At 71.9% G+C, this 15,859-nt stretch carries 15 protein-coding genes and 1 CRISPR repeat array; of the genes, 8 read left to right on the top strand and 7 right to left on the bottom strand.

All coding sequences use genetic code 11. From position 1 onward, the window contains the following. The first annotated feature begins 81 nt into the window (after positions 1–81). Complete coding sequence (locus B042_RS0103130) at positions 82–1,614, top strand: hypothetical protein (protein WP_028647011.1); 1,533 nt, start codon at positions 82–84, stop codon at positions 1,612–1,614. Positions 1,615–1,675: 61 nt separating this feature from the next. On the opposite strand, the gene B042_RS0103125 is transcribed toward B042_RS0103130, so the two are convergent. Beyond that, positions 1,676–1,882, bottom strand: coding sequence for a DUF5988 family protein (locus B042_RS0103125; RefSeq protein WP_028647010.1), 207 nt, complete (start codon positions 1,880–1,882; stop codon positions 1,676–1,678). Positions 1,883–2,180: 298 nt separating this feature from the next. Here B042_RS0103125 and rhaI point away from each other — a divergent pair, with 298 nt between their 5' ends. The 6 genes from rhaI to B042_RS25530 all read left to right on the top strand — a co-directional run bounded on the left by rhaI (position 2,181) and on the right by B042_RS25530 (position 9,279). Continuing rightward, entirely contained in the window at positions 2,181–3,359 is a 1,179-nt protein-coding gene (gene rhaI / locus B042_RS0103120) for an L-rhamnose isomerase (RefSeq protein WP_028647009.1), read from the top strand. Continuing rightward, entirely contained in the window at positions 3,356–5,443 is a 2,088-nt protein-coding gene (locus tag B042_RS0103115; RefSeq protein WP_051415448.1) for a bifunctional rhamnulose-1-phosphate aldolase/short-chain dehydrogenase, read from the top strand. Before rhaI ends, B042_RS0103115 begins: the two co-directional genes overlap by 4 nt. Beyond that, entirely contained in the window at positions 5,440–6,933 is a 1,494-nt protein-coding gene (locus tag B042_RS0103110) for a rhamnulokinase family protein (protein ID WP_028647007.1), read from the top strand. The genes B042_RS0103115 and B042_RS0103110 overlap by 4 nt, the downstream gene beginning before the upstream one ends. 468 nt (positions 6,934–7,401) lie before the next feature. Continuing rightward, positions 7,402–7,856: direct repeats of the CRISPR family, unit length 28 nt; unit sequence CTGCTCCCCGCGCACGCGGGGATGGACC. A 140-nt stretch (positions 7,857–7,996) separates the two neighbouring features. Beyond that, positions 7,997–8,803: a sporulation protein gene (locus B042_RS0103105; RefSeq protein WP_028647006.1), complete on the top strand. Its 807-nt coding sequence runs from the start codon at positions 7,997–7,999 to the stop codon at positions 8,801–8,803. 163 nt (positions 8,804–8,966) lie between these two features. Then, entirely contained in the window at positions 8,967–9,122 is a 156-nt protein-coding gene (locus B042_RS25535) for a hypothetical protein (protein ID WP_155988848.1), read from the top strand. A gap of 10 nt (positions 9,123–9,132) precedes the next feature. Continuing rightward, positions 9,133–9,279, top strand: a complete 147-nt coding sequence (locus B042_RS25530) for a hypothetical protein (protein ID WP_155988846.1) — start codon at positions 9,133–9,135, stop codon at positions 9,277–9,279. Here B042_RS25530 and B042_RS21785 read toward each other — a convergent pair. Both B042_RS21785 and bla read right to left on the bottom strand, forming a co-directional pair. Next, entirely contained in the window at positions 9,257–9,667 is a 411-nt protein-coding gene (locus tag B042_RS21785) for a DUF3817 domain-containing protein (RefSeq protein ID WP_051415447.1), read from the bottom strand. The two genes, B042_RS25530 and B042_RS21785, sit on opposite strands and share 23 nt — an antisense overlap. A 65-nt stretch (positions 9,668–9,732) precedes the next feature. Beyond that, positions 9,733–10,680 carry a class A beta-lactamase gene (bla, locus tag B042_RS0103090; protein ID WP_028647005.1) on the bottom strand — a complete coding sequence of 316 codons (948 nt, stop codon included), beginning with the start codon at positions 10,678–10,680 and terminating at the stop codon, positions 9,733–9,735. A gap of 332 nt (positions 10,681–11,012) precedes the next feature. Between bla and B042_RS0103085 the strand changes: the two genes are divergently transcribed. After that, the gene (locus B042_RS0103085) at positions 11,013–11,975 is read left to right on the top strand and encodes a LysR family transcriptional regulator (RefSeq protein ID WP_028647004.1); all 963 of its coding nucleotides are present in this window, start codon (positions 11,013–11,015) and stop codon (positions 11,973–11,975) included. Between the two features lie 72 nt (positions 11,976–12,047). Here B042_RS0103085 and B042_RS0103080 read toward each other — a convergent pair whose 3' ends face one another. The 4 genes from B042_RS0103080 to B042_RS0103065 form a co-directional block, all read right to left on the bottom strand. Further along, positions 12,048–12,947, bottom strand: a complete 900-nt coding sequence (locus tag B042_RS0103080; RefSeq protein ID WP_028647003.1) for a hypothetical protein — start codon at positions 12,945–12,947, stop codon at positions 12,048–12,050. Between the two features lie 66 nt (positions 12,948–13,013). Then, a complete protein-coding gene (locus tag B042_RS21780) occupies positions 13,014–14,246 on the bottom strand; it encodes a VWA domain-containing protein (protein ID WP_051415430.1) in 1,233 nt (410 codons plus the stop codon). Then, on the bottom strand, positions 14,230–14,970 hold the full coding sequence (locus B042_RS0103070) for an SRPBCC family protein (RefSeq protein WP_028647002.1): 741 nt from the start codon (positions 14,968–14,970) through the stop codon (positions 14,230–14,232). The genes B042_RS21780 and B042_RS0103070 overlap by 17 nt, the downstream gene beginning before the upstream one ends. A gap of 16 nt (positions 14,971–14,986) precedes the next feature. Beyond that, positions 14,987–15,856 carry a MoxR family ATPase gene (locus B042_RS0103065; protein WP_028647001.1) on the bottom strand — a complete coding sequence of 290 codons (870 nt, stop codon included), beginning with the start codon at positions 15,854–15,856 and terminating at the stop codon, positions 14,987–14,989. Between the last annotated feature and the right edge of the window lie 3 nt (positions 15,857–15,859).

The following is a 15,859-nucleotide window of genomic DNA, read 5'->3' as shown; positions in this document are numbered from 1 at the left end:
GAGGCCGTTATTGATGGCCGTGAGGGGGGACCGTACACTCCTCTTCTGTGCGCGGCCCCCTCCGCGCGCACGAAGGGTGGGATGTTGACCGGCACGCAGAGCACGGCCAGCGGCGCCATGCACCAGATCCACTTCAGCGGCGAGGGCGGCCTGCTGGGTCCCGGGCCCGGGCCCAGCGCCACGTCCCTGCCCGGGACGCGGGCGGACCACGACCGGCTGGCCACCTGGAACAACCGGCTCGCCCCCGTCGCCGCACCGCGGTTCGCCGGCGGCCAGGCCCGGGACGGCTACTGGTACCGGCGCTTCGACGACGGCCAGGGGGTGCTGCTGTACCGCCTCCCCGGGAGCGAGGGCCGGGAGGGTAGCGCACGGGCCCTGTTCGGTACGAACGTCACCCCCACGATGGCGCTGATCTGCGCCGCAAGCGACTGGCTGGGAGGGGCCGCGGACGCGTCCCCGGGCTGGGGCTCCCTCCAGGCCGTGGGTCTGCCGAGCCGTGAGCAGGCGGTGCACATCAACGGCACCCTGGACAGCGACGCCCTGGCCCACCCCGCGCTGGTCAACCTCGTCACCGCGGTGCTGTCCGACCCGTTCTCCCCCGTCGACGTCCTCACCTCCTACGGCACCAGGGAACTGGAGCGGCAGGAGCGGATCGTGCTCATGTGGGGCCTGTATCGGGCGCTGTACCGTGTCCTCGGTCGCGGTTCCCGGCCGCGCTTCCCCGGGATCGACTGGTCGTTCGCCACCCACGAGCCCTGGCCCACGCGCGAGGAGAGCGGCCTCATCCCGCCGCGGATCGCCTTTCGCCCCCCGTACCGGGGTATGCGGGCCAACGGGGCGGGCCCGGTCGACCTCTCTGCGCCGCCCCGCTCCCACAGCGCCTACCGCGACGTCGCCGGGTGGCTGACCAACCGGCTCAACTCCGGGGACGAGATCCTCTCCGAGGAGGAGTGGCGTCTCCTCACCGCCGACCCCGACGGCGCCTACGCCAGGGTGCTGGAGAGCCTGCACAACCGGGCCGCGCAGGAGGGCATGGCCACCGGATCGGCCCCGGCCGCGCGGGCGGCCGGTGAGGAGGCCACGGAGCGGGTTCCACCGCGGTCCGTGGACGGCGAGGAGACGGATCGGATTCCGCCGCCGGTGGACGAGGAGGCCACGGAGTCGCTCGCGGGCGGTGAGGCCACCGACCGGATCCCGCCGCCCCCGGCGGCCCGGGAGGAGCTCGCGAACCGGGCTCCACAGCCACCGGTAGACGAGGAGGCCACGGACCGGATCCCGCCTCGGCCGGTGGACGGTGAGAGGACGGATCAGATCCCGCCGCCCCCGGCGGCCCGGGAGGAGTCCACCGAGGAGCTCCCCACGGGGGGCGCGGTGGACCAGCGGCTGAGGCTCCTGCTCCAGGCGGTCGAGGAGGCCCGGGACGTCCTGTCGCTGGAGCGTGCGGTCAACGGCATGGTGCACCAGCTCAACCCCGGGTTCATGGGGGAGTTGGAGGTGCGCGGCTCCCAGGAGGCGCCCCAGCGGTCCCCGATCACCGCCAATACCCCGTTCCTGGTGGCGGCGTCCGCCGCCGCCGTCCTCTTCCTGGTCTGCCTCCTGCTGCTCGTGTTCTGAGTCCGGCGGCGGGCACCCGTGTCCGCCGCCGACTCCGTGCGGCCCCGGAACGCCGCCGTTCCTAGGAGACCATCTCCGTGCGTGAGGTCCACTCGTAGACGGGCAGGTCGCCCTCCCGCGTCGTCTCGTGCCGCGCCGTGGGGCTGAAGTGTTCGTAACCTCCGCGGAACGGCACCTTCACGTCGTCTCCCGCGCGCGGGGCCGGCACGATCCGCTGTGTGAGATCTTCCGGTCCGCCCGACAGGACCGCCTTCTGTTTTTCGCCCATGGAATCAGCGTTCCACCCGCGTGCAGACCTGTCACGGATATCGGCGTGGCCTTTACCCAGGTGGGAGCGGCTTCGGGGGCATCTTGGGGCCGGTCGTCGACACCGATCTGGTCTACTATGATAATAAAACGTTTCAATCACTGATGGATCGGGGTTCTGTGCTCTCCGTGGCAGGGGCTCTTGACAGGCCTGGAACGCCGAAGGTAGCTTCAGCGCAACCTCAGTGAAACGATTCAAAGCCGTCGGTCCTCCCTGCCCCGGCGGTCCCACCACCGTCCCATCCGAACGGAGAATCACCGTGGCAGCTCCCTCCGACCGCCGGGCGGCCGCTCTGGAGACCCTGCGGCGCCAGCACATCGAGCTCCCCTCCTGGGCGTTCGGCAACTCCGGCACCCGATTCAAGGTCTTCGGACAGCCCGGTGTCCCCCGTGACCCCTGGGAGAAGATCGCCGACTCCGCCGAGGTGCACCGCCTCACCGGCGTCGCGCCCACCGTCGCCCTCCACATCCCCTGGGACAGGGTGGACGACTACTCCGCGCTCGCCGCCCACGCGCGGGACCTGGGCGTCGCCGTCGGCACCATCAACTCCAACGTCTTCCAGGACGACGACTACAAGCTCGGCAGCGTCACCAACCCCGACCCCAAGGTCCGCCGCAAGGCCGTCGACCACCTCCTGGAGTGCGTCGACGTCATGGACGCCACCGGGTCGCGCGACCTCAAGCTGTGGTTCTCCGACGGCACCAACTACCCAGGCCAGGACGACCTGCGCGCCCGCCAGGACCGCCTCGCCGAGGCCCTCTCCGAGGTCTACGGCCGCCTCGGCGACGACCAGCGCATCCTGTTGGAGTACAAGCTCTTCGAACCCGCCTTCTACGCCACCGACGTCCCCGACTGGGGCACGGCCTACGCCCACTGCCTCGAACTCGGGGAGAAGGCCGTGGTCTGCGTCGACACCGGCCACCACGCCGCCCACACCAACATCGAGTTCATCGTCGCGTTCCTGCTGCGCGCCGGGAAGCTCGGCGCCTTCGACTTCAACTCGCGCTTCTACGCCGACGACGACCTCATGGTCGGCGCAGCCGACCCCTTCCAGCTGTTCCGCATCATGTACGAGGTCGTGCGCGGCGGCGGCCTGGCCGCCGACACCGAGGTGGCGTTCATGCTCGACCAGTGCCACAACATCGAGCCCAAGATCGGCGGGCAGATCCGCTCCGTCATGAACGTGCAGGAGGCCACCGCCAAGGCCCTGCTCGTCGATGGCGACGCGCTCGCCCGGGCCCAGACCGAGGGCGACGTCCTCGGCGCCAACGCCGTCCTCATGGACGCCTACAACACCGACGTGCGCCCGATGCTGGCTGAGCTGCGCGCCTCCCTCGGCCTGGACGCCGACCCCATGGCCGCCCACGCCCGCTCCGGCTACGCCGAGCGCGTCATCGACGAGCGCAGGGGCGGACAGCAGGCCGGGTGGGGCGCATGAGCGAGCGCACTCCGCACAACTCCGACCACACCGAACAGGGGAGCACCGTGGCCGACGACGTCGTCGCAGACCTCATCGAGCGCAGCAACGCGCTGGGCGCCGACCCGCGCAACACCAACTTCGCCGGCGGCAACACCTCCGCCGCCGGGACCAGGACCGACCCCGTTACCGGAAAGCCCGTCGACCTGCTGTGGGTGAAGGGCTCCGGCGGCGATCTGGGCACCCTCACCGAGGACGGCCTGGCCGTGCTCCGCCTGGACCGGCTCCACGCCCTCGTGGACGTCTACCCGGGCGAGGAGCGCGAGGACGAGATGGTCGCCGCCTTCGACCACTGCCTCTTCGGCAAGGGCGGGGCGGCACCCTCCATCGACACCGCCATGCACGGCCTCGTGCGCGCTCCGCACGTGGACCACCTGCACCCCGACTCAGGTATCGCCCTGGCCACCGCAGCCGACGGCGAGAAGCTCACCGCGGAGTGCTTCGGCGACCGTGTCGTGTGGGTGCCCTGGCGCCGTCCCGGCTTCCAGCTCGGCCTGGACATCGCCAAGATCGCCGAGGAGAACCCGCAGGCCATCGGTGCCGTCCTGGGCGGCCACGGCATCACTGCCTGGGGCCAGAGCAGCGAGCAGTGCCAGGCCAACTCCCTGGAGATCATCCGCACCGCCGAGCGGTTCCTCCGGGACAAGGGCCGCCCCGAGCCCTTCGGTGCCAAGCTGGCCGGCTACGGCGCGCTGCCCGAGGCCCAGCGCCGCGAGCGCGCCGCCGCCCTGGCCCCGGTCATCCGCGGCCTGGCCTCCACCGACCACCCGCAGGTGGGCCGCTTCACCGACAGCGAGGTCGTCCTCGACTTCCTGGAGGGTGCCGAGCACCCGCGCCTAGCCGCGCTGGGCACCTCCTGCCCGGACCACTTCCTGCGCACCAAGGTCCGCCCGATGGTCCTGGACCTGCCCGCCGACGCCCCGCTGGAGCGGGCCGTCGAGCGCCTGGGCCAGCTCCACGAGGAGTACCGCGCCGACTACCGCGCCTACTACGAGCGCCACGCCACCGAGGACAGCCCCGCCATGCGCGGCGCCGACCCCGCGATCGTGCTCGTGCCGGGTGTGGGCATGTTCTCCTTCGGCAAGGACGCCAAGACCGCGCGCGTGGCCGGAGAGTTCTACGTCAACGCCATCAACGTGATGCGCGGCGCCGAGGCCGTCTCCGCCTACACGCCCATCGAGGAGTCGGAGAAGTTCCGTATCGAGTACTGGTCCCTTGAGGAGGCCAAGCTCCAGCGGATGCCCAAGCCCAAGCCCCTGGCCACCCGCGTCGCCCTGGTGACCGGTGCCGCCAGCGGTATCGGCAAGGCCATCGCCGCCCGTCTGGCCGCCGAGGGCGCCTGCGTGGTCGTGGCCGACCTGGACGCGGACAAGGCCCGGGAGGCCGCTGCCGGGATCGGCTCGTCCGACGTCGCCGTGGGTGTGGCCGCCGACGTCAGCGACGGCTCCGCCGTGGCCGCCGCCTTTGCCGAGGCCGCCCTGGCCTTCGGCGGGGTGGACCTGGTGGTCAACAACGCCGGACTGTCCATCTCCAAGCCGCTGCTGGAGACCACCGAGCGCGACTGGGACCTCCAGCACGACGTCATGGCCAAGGGCTCCTTCCTCGTCTCCCGCGAGGCCGCCCGGGTCATGAAGGAGCAGGGTATGGGCGGCGACATCGTCTACATCTCCTCCAAGAACGCGGTGTTCGCCGGCCCCAAGAACATCGCCTACTCCTCGGTCAAGGCCGACCAGGCCCACCAGGTCCGCCTGCTGGCCGCCGAACTCGGCGAGGACGGCATCCGCGTCAACGGCATCAACCCCGACGGCGTGGTCCGCGGCTCGGGCATCTTCGCCGGCGGCTGGGGTGCCAAGCGCGCCGCCGTGTACGGGGTCAAGGAGGAGGACCTGGGCTCCTTCTACGCCAAGCGCACCCTCCTGGGCAAGGAGGTCCTGCCCGAGCACGTCGCCAACGCGGTGTTCGCGCTGACCGCAGGGGAGCTGTCACACACCACCGGCCTGCACATCCCCGTCGACAGCGGCGTGGCCGCCGCGTTCCTGCGATGAGCGCGGGGCACACCGTCCACGCCGCGGTCGACCTCGGCGCCTCCAGTGGCCGGGTCATCACCGGCCGCCTGGAGGGCGGGCGGGTGCGCACCGAGGAGGCGGCGCGCTTCCCCAACGGCCCGGTCTCCGTCCCCTCCCGGGGGCGGGACACCCTGCACTGGGACATCCTGTCCCTGTACCGGGGGGTCTTGGCGGGGCTGCGCCGCGCCGCCGGGGCGCACGGCCGTCTCGACTCGGTGGGCATCGACTCCTGGGCGGTGGACTACGGCCTGCTGGACGCCGACGGAGCGCTCCTGGGCAACCCGGTCAACTACCGGGACGCCCGTACCGAGAGTGCGCCGGAGCACGTGTTCGAGTGGCTGCCCGCCGCCCGGATGTACGCGGTCAACGGGCTCCAGGTGCAGCCGTTCAACACGGTGTTCCAGTTGGCCGCCGCCTCTGGTGACGCCCAACTGGCCGCCGCGCGCGACCTGCTGCTCATCCCGGACCTGCTGGGGTACTGGCTGACCGGGGAGAAGGCGGCCGAGCTGACCAACGCCTCCACCACGGGCCTGGTCGACGTGCGCGCCCGCACCTGGGCGGACGCCTGCCTGGACGTGCTGGAGGGCCCGTTCGGGGTGCCCGTGCGCGGCCTGCTGCCGCCCCTGGTGGAGCCCGGGACGGTCGTGGGTCCGCTGCTCGGCCGGGAGTCGGTGGGAGCGGCCGCGGGGGCGCCGCTCGTCGCCGTCGGCTCCCACGACACGGCCGCGGCCGTGGCGGCGGTGCCCGCGACCACCCCGAACTTCGCCTACATCTCCAGTGGGACGTGGTCGCTGGTGGGGGTGGAGCTGGACGGGCCGGTGCGTACCGAGGAGAGCCGGGCCGCCAACTTCACCAACGAGCTGGGCGTGGACGGCACGGTCCGCTACCTGCGCAACGTCATGGGGTTGTGGGTGCTCTCGGAGTCCCAGCGCACCTGGCGCGAGCGCGGGCACGGGGTGGACCTGCCCGACCTGCTGGAGCGCGCCGCCCGGCTGCCCGCGCTGTCGTGCGTGCTGGACGTGAACGACCCGCGCTTTCTGCCGCCGGGCGACATGCCCGCGCGTCTGGCCGAGCTGGCGGCCGAGACCGGGCAGCGCCCGCCCTCCACCGACGCCGAGGTCGCCCGGTGCGTGGTGGACTCGCTGGCCCTGTCCTACCGCCGGGCCGTCCACCAGGCCGCCGAGCTCAGCGGCAAGACGGTCGACGTGGTGCACATGGTCGGCGGGGGCTCGCTGAACACCCTGCTGTGCCAGTTGACGGCGGACGCCACCGGGCTGCCCGTCGTCGCGGGGCCGACCGAGGGCGCCGCGATCGGCAACATCCTGGTGCAGGCCCGCGCCGTGGGGGCGGTCAGCGGGGACCTGGCCGAGCTGCGCCGGATCGTCGCCGCCTCCACCGAGACCCGCCGGTACGAACCGTCCGGCGATACGCGGCACTGGGACGAGGCTCACAAGCGCCTCTGGCCCTGACCGCGCCCGCACCGTGCGGCCCCGCCGAGACCGGCGGGGCCGCACGGTGTTCTGTTGATGGTGTCTTTCGTGGCTTTCATCCTTATTCAGGGGAGAGTCCTTTTCTTGCGTGATGCCTCCTCCCGGATCTGGCCGATACCATGCTCCCTTCGGGGCTCATGCTCACTTCGTGAATGTTCCTTCTTGAAAACTTCTGTGTACCACGAGCCCGGCGCGGAGTTCTTCGAGCTGCGACTGACCCGGGGCGAGCACAAGGGGAGGGCGTTCGCCTGGGGAATGGAGTTGCCCGACGGTTGCGTGCCGAGCTCGTGTGGCTGTAGGCGGTGGCCAGGCTGGTGCCCACCACGGGCACCAGCCGAAAGTAGAGTGGGTTATTTGTGGTTTGTGGGGGGTTTGGTCTCTGTGTCTGTTTTTCGACAACTTGCAGATTCGGGCTGTCTGGCGATATAAAGTCCCAGGTCAATAAGGCTGCTCCCCGCGCACGCGGGGATGGACCCACCGCTGCCCATCAACGAGACCGCCTCCGAGGCTGCTCCCCGCGCACGCGGGGATGGACCTCCGGGCCGATGGACGTGGCCCAGTTCGTCATCCTGCTCCCCGCGCACGCGGGGATGGACCTTGGTATACGTCCGGCGTCGGGTGACCCGACTCCTGCTCCCCGCGCACGCGGGGATGGACCCACCACGTTGCCCAGGTGGACGTCGCGGTGGTGCTGCTCCCCGCGCACGCGGGGATGGACCTATATATAGTGCTGACCTCGGGTCGAGTGACTGCTGCTCCCCGCGCACGCGGGGATGGACCTCCATCCGAGCTATGGACGGATTTTCTTGACCACTGCTCCCCGCGCACGCGGGGATGGACCCTTGCGCCACCGGGCGCGCATGCGCTTGCCCGCCTGCTCCCCGCGCACGCGGGGATACGGCGGACGGGGACGCCGGTGGTTCCCTGTCGGTCTCCGACACGGCATCCTGGGGAGGAGCGCCCGTTTCCCCCGAAAACCCCCATACCGGTCCCCTGTCCCGTGCGGCGCTCAGGGGCAGCACGGGCCTGAGGAAAGAGCTTCGTGAACTTCAAGCGCATGCTCGCGACCGTCGGCATCGGCGGAGCCACCGTGGAGTCCACGCTGGACAGCGATCGCGTCGAGCCGGGCGGTACCGTCTCCGGCACCATCAAGGTCACCGCGGGCAAGGTCGCCCAGACCGTCGAAGGTGTCACCGTCGGCCTGCGCGCCACCGTGGAGAAGGACATCACCTACAAGAACCTCGAAGGTGAGAAGTCCAAGCGCGAGCTCAACGTCGACGTGGTGGTCGCCAAGAACGCCGTCAGCGAGGCGGTGGTGACGCTGGAGCCGGGGCAGGAGCTGGAGCTGCCCTTCGAACTGGCCATCCCCATGGAGGCGCCGGTCACCTCGTTCAACAGCATCCGGTTCCTGGACTACGTCGGCCTCAACACCAGCGTGGCCATGGACAACGCCATCGACCGGAAGGACGTCGACCCGCTGAGCATCACGCCGCTGCCCGCCCAGGCCGCGGTCCTGGAGGCGCTCATCGCCCTGGGATTCGAGATGCGCGGCAGCGACCTGGAGAAGGGTGAGGTCAGTGGTGCCCGCCAGAAGCTGCCCTTCTACCAGGAATTCGTGTTCGGGGCCTCGGAGCAGTACGCGGGGCTGGACTCGCTGGAGCTGAGCTTCTTCACCGATGACGCGGGTGTGGACGTGGTACTGGAGTTCGACAAGGAGCCGGGCGCACTCCTTGGCGGGGGCGGGGAGGAGCCGCTGCGCCTGAGTGTCGAACACGGCAGCGTCGACCCCGAGGCGATCACCGGACGGTTCCGGGAGTGGCTCGACGCCAAGGCCGCCCAGGGCGCTTGACCGTAGGGCGGTGCCTCCCGGGTGGGGCCGGGAGGCACCGCCGCGCTCGCCGGGAACGCGGCGGCAGGTTCGCCGCGCGCACCGGCAGTTTCGTTCCCACGCCTTGTTCCGACGATTCTTCGGTGGATACGATTGCTTTTTATTCGTTCGGATTATTTTCCGGGTGGAACGACTCTTTTCATTTTTTGAATTCGATGGCGCAATGATTTCCGTGAAGTGTGCCGTCGGGCGTGCTGTGGCTGGAGAATCCTTTGAACTTCCTGTTCAGGGGGTGTTTCTGCTGTCGGCTGCGGCACTGGGTTCGATTCCGCAGATGTGAGGAGAATGCAGTGAAGAAGATCGTCGCGCGCGCCGCCGTCGCCGTTTTCGTCTCCGCCGGAATGGCCGCTGCGGCCATCGGTCCGGCTTCGGCCGACGGGCCCCGAATCATCGACGGCCCCGGTTGCGGCACCATCATCGTGTGCGCGCAGAACTGAGTATCGGCGCGTTCCGGGCACGGATCTCCCGTGCCCGGATCCGTGAGGAGACCGGCCGGGGTTCCCGCTCCGGCTGGCCCGGGGCCAGCAGGCCGGTGCGGTGCAGCCACCGGTCCGCGGCCAGTGTGCACAGCGGGGGCACGGAGGTGGACAGTGCCACCAGTGTGGGCCGCGCGCCCCAGCGCAGAGGGAGCGCCGCGGCCAGCGTCAGCGGGACGTAGGCCATGAACGCCGCGCCGTGCAGCGGGCCGCAGACGTGCACGCCCGTCTCCTCGCCGTTGACCGGGTACTTGAAGGCCACGCCGATGAGCAGGCCGGCCCAGGTGAAGGCTTCGAGGACGGCCACGGCGCGGAAGGCCGTCGCGGTCCAACGGGGGCCGGTGCGCACGCTGTTCCCCGGGCTCGGGGCGGACACGGCACGGTTCGTGCGCTCGTGGCGGGGCCGCGTCCGGACTAGGCCAGGGCCCCGACCGCCTGCGCCGCGGCCTGCGCGACCAGGGCGTCGTCGTAGGCCGCGCCCGCCTCGTCGCGGCCCGACATCACCGCGAGGACGACGGGTTCGCCCCCGGGCGGCCACACCAGGCCGAGGTCATGGCGGGTGCCGTAGCCGCAGGCACCGGACTTGTCGCCGACCTCCCAGTTCTCGGGGACCCCGGCCCGGATGAGGCCGTCTCCAGTGGTGTTGGCGCGCATCATGTCCACGAGGACGGTGCGTCCGGCCTCGGACAGGACGTCGCCGAGGGCGAACGCGTGCAGGCTGGTGGCCATCGCGCGCGGGGTGCTGGTGTCGCGGGTGTCGCCGGGCAGGGCCTGGGCCATCTCCGGGGCGAAGCGGTCCACACGGGTGGTCTCGTCGCCGATCTCCCGCAGGGCCCCGTTCAGGGCGTCGGGGCCGCCCAGCTCCTCCAGGAGCAGGTTGGAGGCGGTGTTGTCGCTGTAGCGCAGGGCGGCGTCGCCGAGTTCGCGCAGCGTCATTCCGGTGGACACGTGCCCCTGTGCGACGGGGGAGTGGAAGACCAGGTCGGAGCGGTCGAACGTCACGACCCGGTCGAGTTCCGCGACCGGGGTCCGCTTCAGCACGGCACCGAAGGCCAGGACCTTGAAGGTGGAGCAGTGGGCGAACCGGTCGTCGGGGCGGTACTCGACCGTCCGGCCGGTGGCGGTGTCGAGGGCGTAGACGCCGAGCCGGGCGTCGAAGTCCTCCTCCAGCCGGGCGAACTCCGCGTCCCTGCGGAGGGGTTCGGGCGGATCCGTCGGTTGGGCCGACTCGGCGCTCGTCACCGGAGGCGATGGGTCGAGGGGGTCGGCGGGCCCGTACAGAGGGGTACAGCCGCTGAGCGCGGCCAGAGCGGTCGCGGCCAAGGCCGCCCGTGCCGTTCGCGGGGTCGTGGGCCGCAGCACCGCGCCACCTCCTCAGCCGCCGGACGGTCACCCTGTGCAGTCTCGCGGCCGGTCCGCGCGGTGTCGACGGTGCCGGTCCCGCGTGTCCCCTGCCTTCGAACAGAGCTCGGGGTACCTTATGTAGATTTCAAGGGTTTTAATACCTAATGTCCCTTTAGGGAACAATGTCACTTGCGGGGCGGTTGGGTCCTTTCTAGTATGGCGCGCATCACTGTTTGAGAGGCCACAGACCCCCCGGCTCCGGACGCGACGGCCCACCCCCGCATCGGCCCCCGCCCGGAGTGCCCGCACGGCCCGCACCGTGCGCTGAGCTGAGGACGCCCCACGCCCCGATGACCCCCACACAACTCCGCGCCTACTCCGCGGTCGCCCGCCTCGGATCGGTCAAACGCGCGGCCCGCGAACTCGACGTCTCCGAAGCTGCCGTCTCGCTGCACATCGGCAAACTCCGCAAGACCTTCGACGACCGCCTCTTCGTCCCCACCGCGGCGGGACTGTCCTTCACCCCCGGCGGGCTCCGCCTGGCGGTGCGCGCCATCGAACTGCTCGGGTTGCAGGACCGCACCCTGCGCGAGGTCAGCCAGGCCCGGCACCGCTCCCGCCTGCTGCGCGTGGCCACCTCCAGCGTGTTCGCCGAGTACGCCGCGCCCGGCCTCCTCGACCTCTTCGTCTCCCGCGCCGACGACCTCGACGTCGAACTGAGCGTGCACAACACCGGGCGGTTCGACGAGCTGCTGCGCGAACGCGCCGTGGACGTGGCCATCGGACCGGAGCGAGAGTTCGACGCGGGACTGAGCGGCCAGACCATCCTCAACTACGAGGTCCTCACCGTCGTCGGCCGCAGCCACCCCCTCGCCGGGAACAGGACCGACCTGGCACGGCTGCGCGAGCAGACCTGGCTGCTCGGTCCCTCCGCGATGGACCGCATCGGCCTGGTGCCCTCCGTGCTGCGCCGCCTGGAGATCCCCGAGGGGCGCCAGCGCCTCTTCCAGAGCCACGCGGCCGCGCTGGAGGAGGTCAAGAAGGGCAGGGGGGTGGGGCTGGCCCCCGGGTTCTCCGTGGCCGCCGACCTGGCCTCGGGGGCGCTGGTCACCCCCAAGGGGCCGCCCGTGCGTACCAAGGGGTCGTGGTCGGCGGTCCGCGACGGCTGCCACGACCCCTCGGGCGTGGTCGCCGAGTTCCTGCGCTTCGCCACCACACCGCGTGCCACCCAGGCCATGCTCCACGGTTCGGGGGTGCACCGGGGCCGGTTCCGCCCGGCCGTCCACGTCACCCTGTGGAACCAGGCGAACTGACCGCTCCCCCGCCGGGCGCACGGGTGCCCCGCGCGGAGCGGGGGAGACCCCCGGTGCCGTGCCCGGAAGCGGTCAGTCGAAGAGCTCGTCGGCCCGGCCGACGGTGGCGGCGCGTTCGAGCCAGGTGTCGAGCCGCTCGGTGTCGGTGCAGGCGGTGATGCGGCGCCGAGCGGCGGGGGTGACCGGGACCTTGCGGGCCTTCAGGAAGCGGACGATGCTCTCGGCCTTGCCGCGTGCCTCACCGCGTGCCTCACCGCGCGCCTCGCCCTCCCTGAGGCCTTCCTCGCGTCCCTGGCCGACGTACTTGCGGGCGAAGTCGCTCTGCCACTCGTAGGTGCCGGTCGCCATGAGTTCCTCCCACATCTGCCGAGCCGCGCCACTGAGCTTGGACTCGATGAAGTCATAGTAGATCAGCCGGAGGTCTTCCGGCACGGTGTCCAGCGCCGCTTCCGCGGCCTTGAGGGTGCCCGGATCCGCGCCGTGCGCAGCCGCGGACAGCACCGCCAGCTCCGGCAGGTCGCGGGCGCGTTCGATGTCCCGTACCGCCGGTGTGTTGCTCAGGCCCATGACCGCCGGGGTGTACGGGGGCAGGCTCGTCTCGACGGTGAAGGGGGTGCGGGCCCACCCCTCCACGCGCCGGTCGGGGCACAGCACCAGCAACCGGACCGGGCATTTGACCACCTCGCGGACCATGGCGACGTAGACCGGCCAACTGTAGGGCTTGTGGTCGTCGATGTCGTTCTGGACCTCGGCGATGATGGCCATCACCTTGTCGCCGCGGTCGTCGTAGAGGACGACGACGTCGTCGGACTTGAACGGTTTGGGCTTGAGGCGGGTGTGGTCGGTGCAGCCGAGCTCGGCGCGGGCGTGGTCGGGAAGGGGCTCACCGATGACGTCGCGCAGCAGGGCCGGGGCCAGTTCCGGGTGGTGGTGGAACAGGTGCACCTTGAGTTCGTGGTCGAATCCGGGCATACGGCGACGCTACAGTGGGTAGTGGTATCTGCGCCGAAGGTTTCGGAAATCCGTGGGCAGGCGGTCTCAGCCCGTCCGTCGGGGGCGGGACGCCGTCTCTGCGGCCACCGCCGCCACCACCCCGCGCAGCGCCGCGAAGGTGTGCGCCGGGACCAACGCGTCGCAGAACGGCAGTGCCGCCGCCATCCCGCCGGTCGAGGGCTCGAACCCCGGTGCCGCCGCCCTCGGGTTGGCCCACACCACCCGGTGCGCGCGCCGCCGCAACCGCGCCATGACCGCAGCCATCTCCTCCGGCGGGTCGCCGTCCCAGCCGTCGGAGGCCACCACCACCACGGCGCCGCGCACCGCCGACCCGTGGTGGGAGGCCAGGAGTTCGCGCAGGCTGGCGGCGATCCGGGTGCCCCCGAACCGGTCCTGCACCGCGCCCGTGGCCCGTGCCACCGCCCCCTCCGCCGTGCCGTGCGCCAGCAGCGGGGTGAGCCGGGTGAGCCGGGTGCCGAACGCGAAGGCCTCGGTACCCGCGATCAGCGCGAACGCCCGCATCAGGTGCACGTAGGCGGCGGCCTGCGAGCGCATCGACCCGCTGACGTCGCACAGCGCCACCACCCGGCGCGGCCTGGGCACCGGCGCGCTGCGTACCAGTTCCAGGGGCTCCCACCCGGTGCGCCGGGCGCGGGCCAGGGTGGCGCGCAGGGCGACGCGCCGACCGCCCGGACCGGGGGAGTGGCGTCGGCCGCGCCGCCGGGGCAGCTGCGGCCGCAGCTCCTCCAGCCACCGGCCCAACTGCCGCACCTCGCCCTCGGAGAGACGGTCGAAGGGCGCCTCCGCCAAGGCCTCCAGGGCGCTGGGCAGCAGTTCGGGCAGGGCCCTGGGGTCGTCCTCCCCGCCAGGGGAGGGATCGGTGTCCGGCAGGGTCGCCCACGGCAGCCCGCCGCCGACCGCCCCCCGGTCCTCAGGGCCCCCGTCCGGTGCCCTCTCGCCCCTGGTCCTGACCGGAGCCGGGGGAGGGGAGAGCTGCTCGCCGACCGGGTCCGCGTCGCCGAACGCGGCGTCGAACACCGCGTCGAAGGCCTCCAGGTCGCCCCGGTGCCGGACCAGGCACACCCGCGCCGTCCAGTACAGCTCCCCGAGTGAACGGGGAAGGGACAGGGACAGGGCACGGGCCAGGGAGCGCGCGGCGTCCAGGTCGGTGCGCACGCCGTTCTCGCGCAGCCGCACGGTGAGCGCGACCACCAGGGCAGCCCGGTCGACCCCCTGGAGGAGCGCGGCCCGGGGCCGGGGCTCAGGCGAAGAGGACATAGCCGATGCCGATGCCCACCCCCACCAGGAGCAGCGCGAACACCGGCCACAGCCGCTGGAGCACGGCGTCCCGTGAGGCGGCGCCCAGGTCGACCGGGGCGGGCTCGGCGCTCTCGACGGTCCGCTTGGCGGGCGCGGGGGCCGTCACGGTTCCGGCCGCGGGAGCGGCGGCCACCGGTTCGGGGGTGCCCGCCTCGGAAGCGGAGGGGGCGCTCTCGGCCGGTGCGGTGGGCGTCTCGGCCTCGGCGGACCCTCCGCCCCCGGGAGCCTCTCCGCTCTCGGGCGCGGTCAGCTTCTCCTCCAGCGCGGCCGTGAACTGCCCCAGCAGCTTCTCGGACACGTCCTTGATCATCCCGCCGCCCATCTGGGCCAGCTTCCCGGTGATCTTCAGGTCGGTCTCGACGGCGACCCTCGTGCCGTCCTCGGCCTCGCTCAGCTGGAAGGTGACGGTCGCCGAGGCGTTGCCCACGCCGCGGCTGGCCTTGCCGGAGGCCTCGAGGGTCGCCCGGTGGGCGTGGGCGTCCCGCTCCACGAACCGCGCGGTGCCCTCGTAGGCGGCCACCACGGGGCCGACCTTCACACGCACCTTCCCCGAGTAGACGTCGCCCTCCACCCCGGTCAACTGCGTTCCGGGCATACAGGGGGCGATGGCCTCCACGTCGGTGAACAGGGCCCACACCCGCTCGGTGGGGGCGTCGACGGTGAACTCGTGCTCGATCTTCATGTCGTTTCCTTCGAGGTCAGGGGGATGGGTGTCCGTCGTCCCTCAGCGCGGCCGTGACCGCCTCCCGGTCGTCAGGGGTCTTGGCGAGGGCGGACAGTGAGTGCACGACGTCGTCGCGGACCAGGTCGGTGACGCCCAGGGCGCCCAGGGCCGACACCCAGTCGATGGCCTCCGCCATGCCGGGCGCCTTGTCCAGTTCCAGGCCCCGGACCCGGGACACGAACTCGGCGGCCGACGCCACCAGAGCCTCACCCGCCTGGGGGACGCGGCGGCGCAGGATCCGCGCGGCGCGCTCCGGCGGCGGGAAGGGGATCCAGTGGTAGAGGCAGCGGCGGCGCAGTGCGTCGTGCAGGTCCCGGCTGCGGTTGGAGGTCAGGACCACCAGCGGCGGGTGCTCGGCGGTGAACGTCCCGATCTCGGGCACCGTCACCGACGCCTCGCCCAGGAACTCCAGCAACAGCGCCTCGAACTCGTCGTCGGCTCGGTCCACCTCGTCGATGAGCAGCACCGGCGGTGCGTCGCCCCTGTGGCGCACCGCCCGCAGGACCGGCCGCTCCAGCAGGAAGTCCTCGGTGAACAGGTCCGCGTCGGCGAGCCGCTCACCGCGGGCCTCGGCCAGGCGGACGGCCAGGAGCTGGCGCTGGTGGTTCCACTCGTAGAGGGCCTCGGCGGCGGTCAGGCCCTCGTAGCACTGCAGGCGCAGGAACGGCGCGCCGAGCACCTCGGCCAGGGCCTTGGCCACCGCCGTCTTGCCCACGCCGGGCTCCCCCTCCAACAGCAGGGGGCGGCCCAGCGCCATGGCCAGGTGGAGCGCGGCGGCCGTGCCCTCGTCCACCAGATAGTCCAGGGCGTCCAACCGGTGTCGGACCTCGTCGGCGTCCAGCACCGG

It is taken from the genome of Nocardiopsis sp. CNT312 (assembly GCF_000515115.1).
Classification (GTDB): domain Bacteria; phylum Actinomycetota; class Actinomycetes; order Streptosporangiales; family Streptosporangiaceae; genus Nocardiopsis.
The sequence above is the reverse complement of the archived record's forward strand: the minus strand, read 5'-3'. Positions and strand labels throughout refer to the sequence as shown.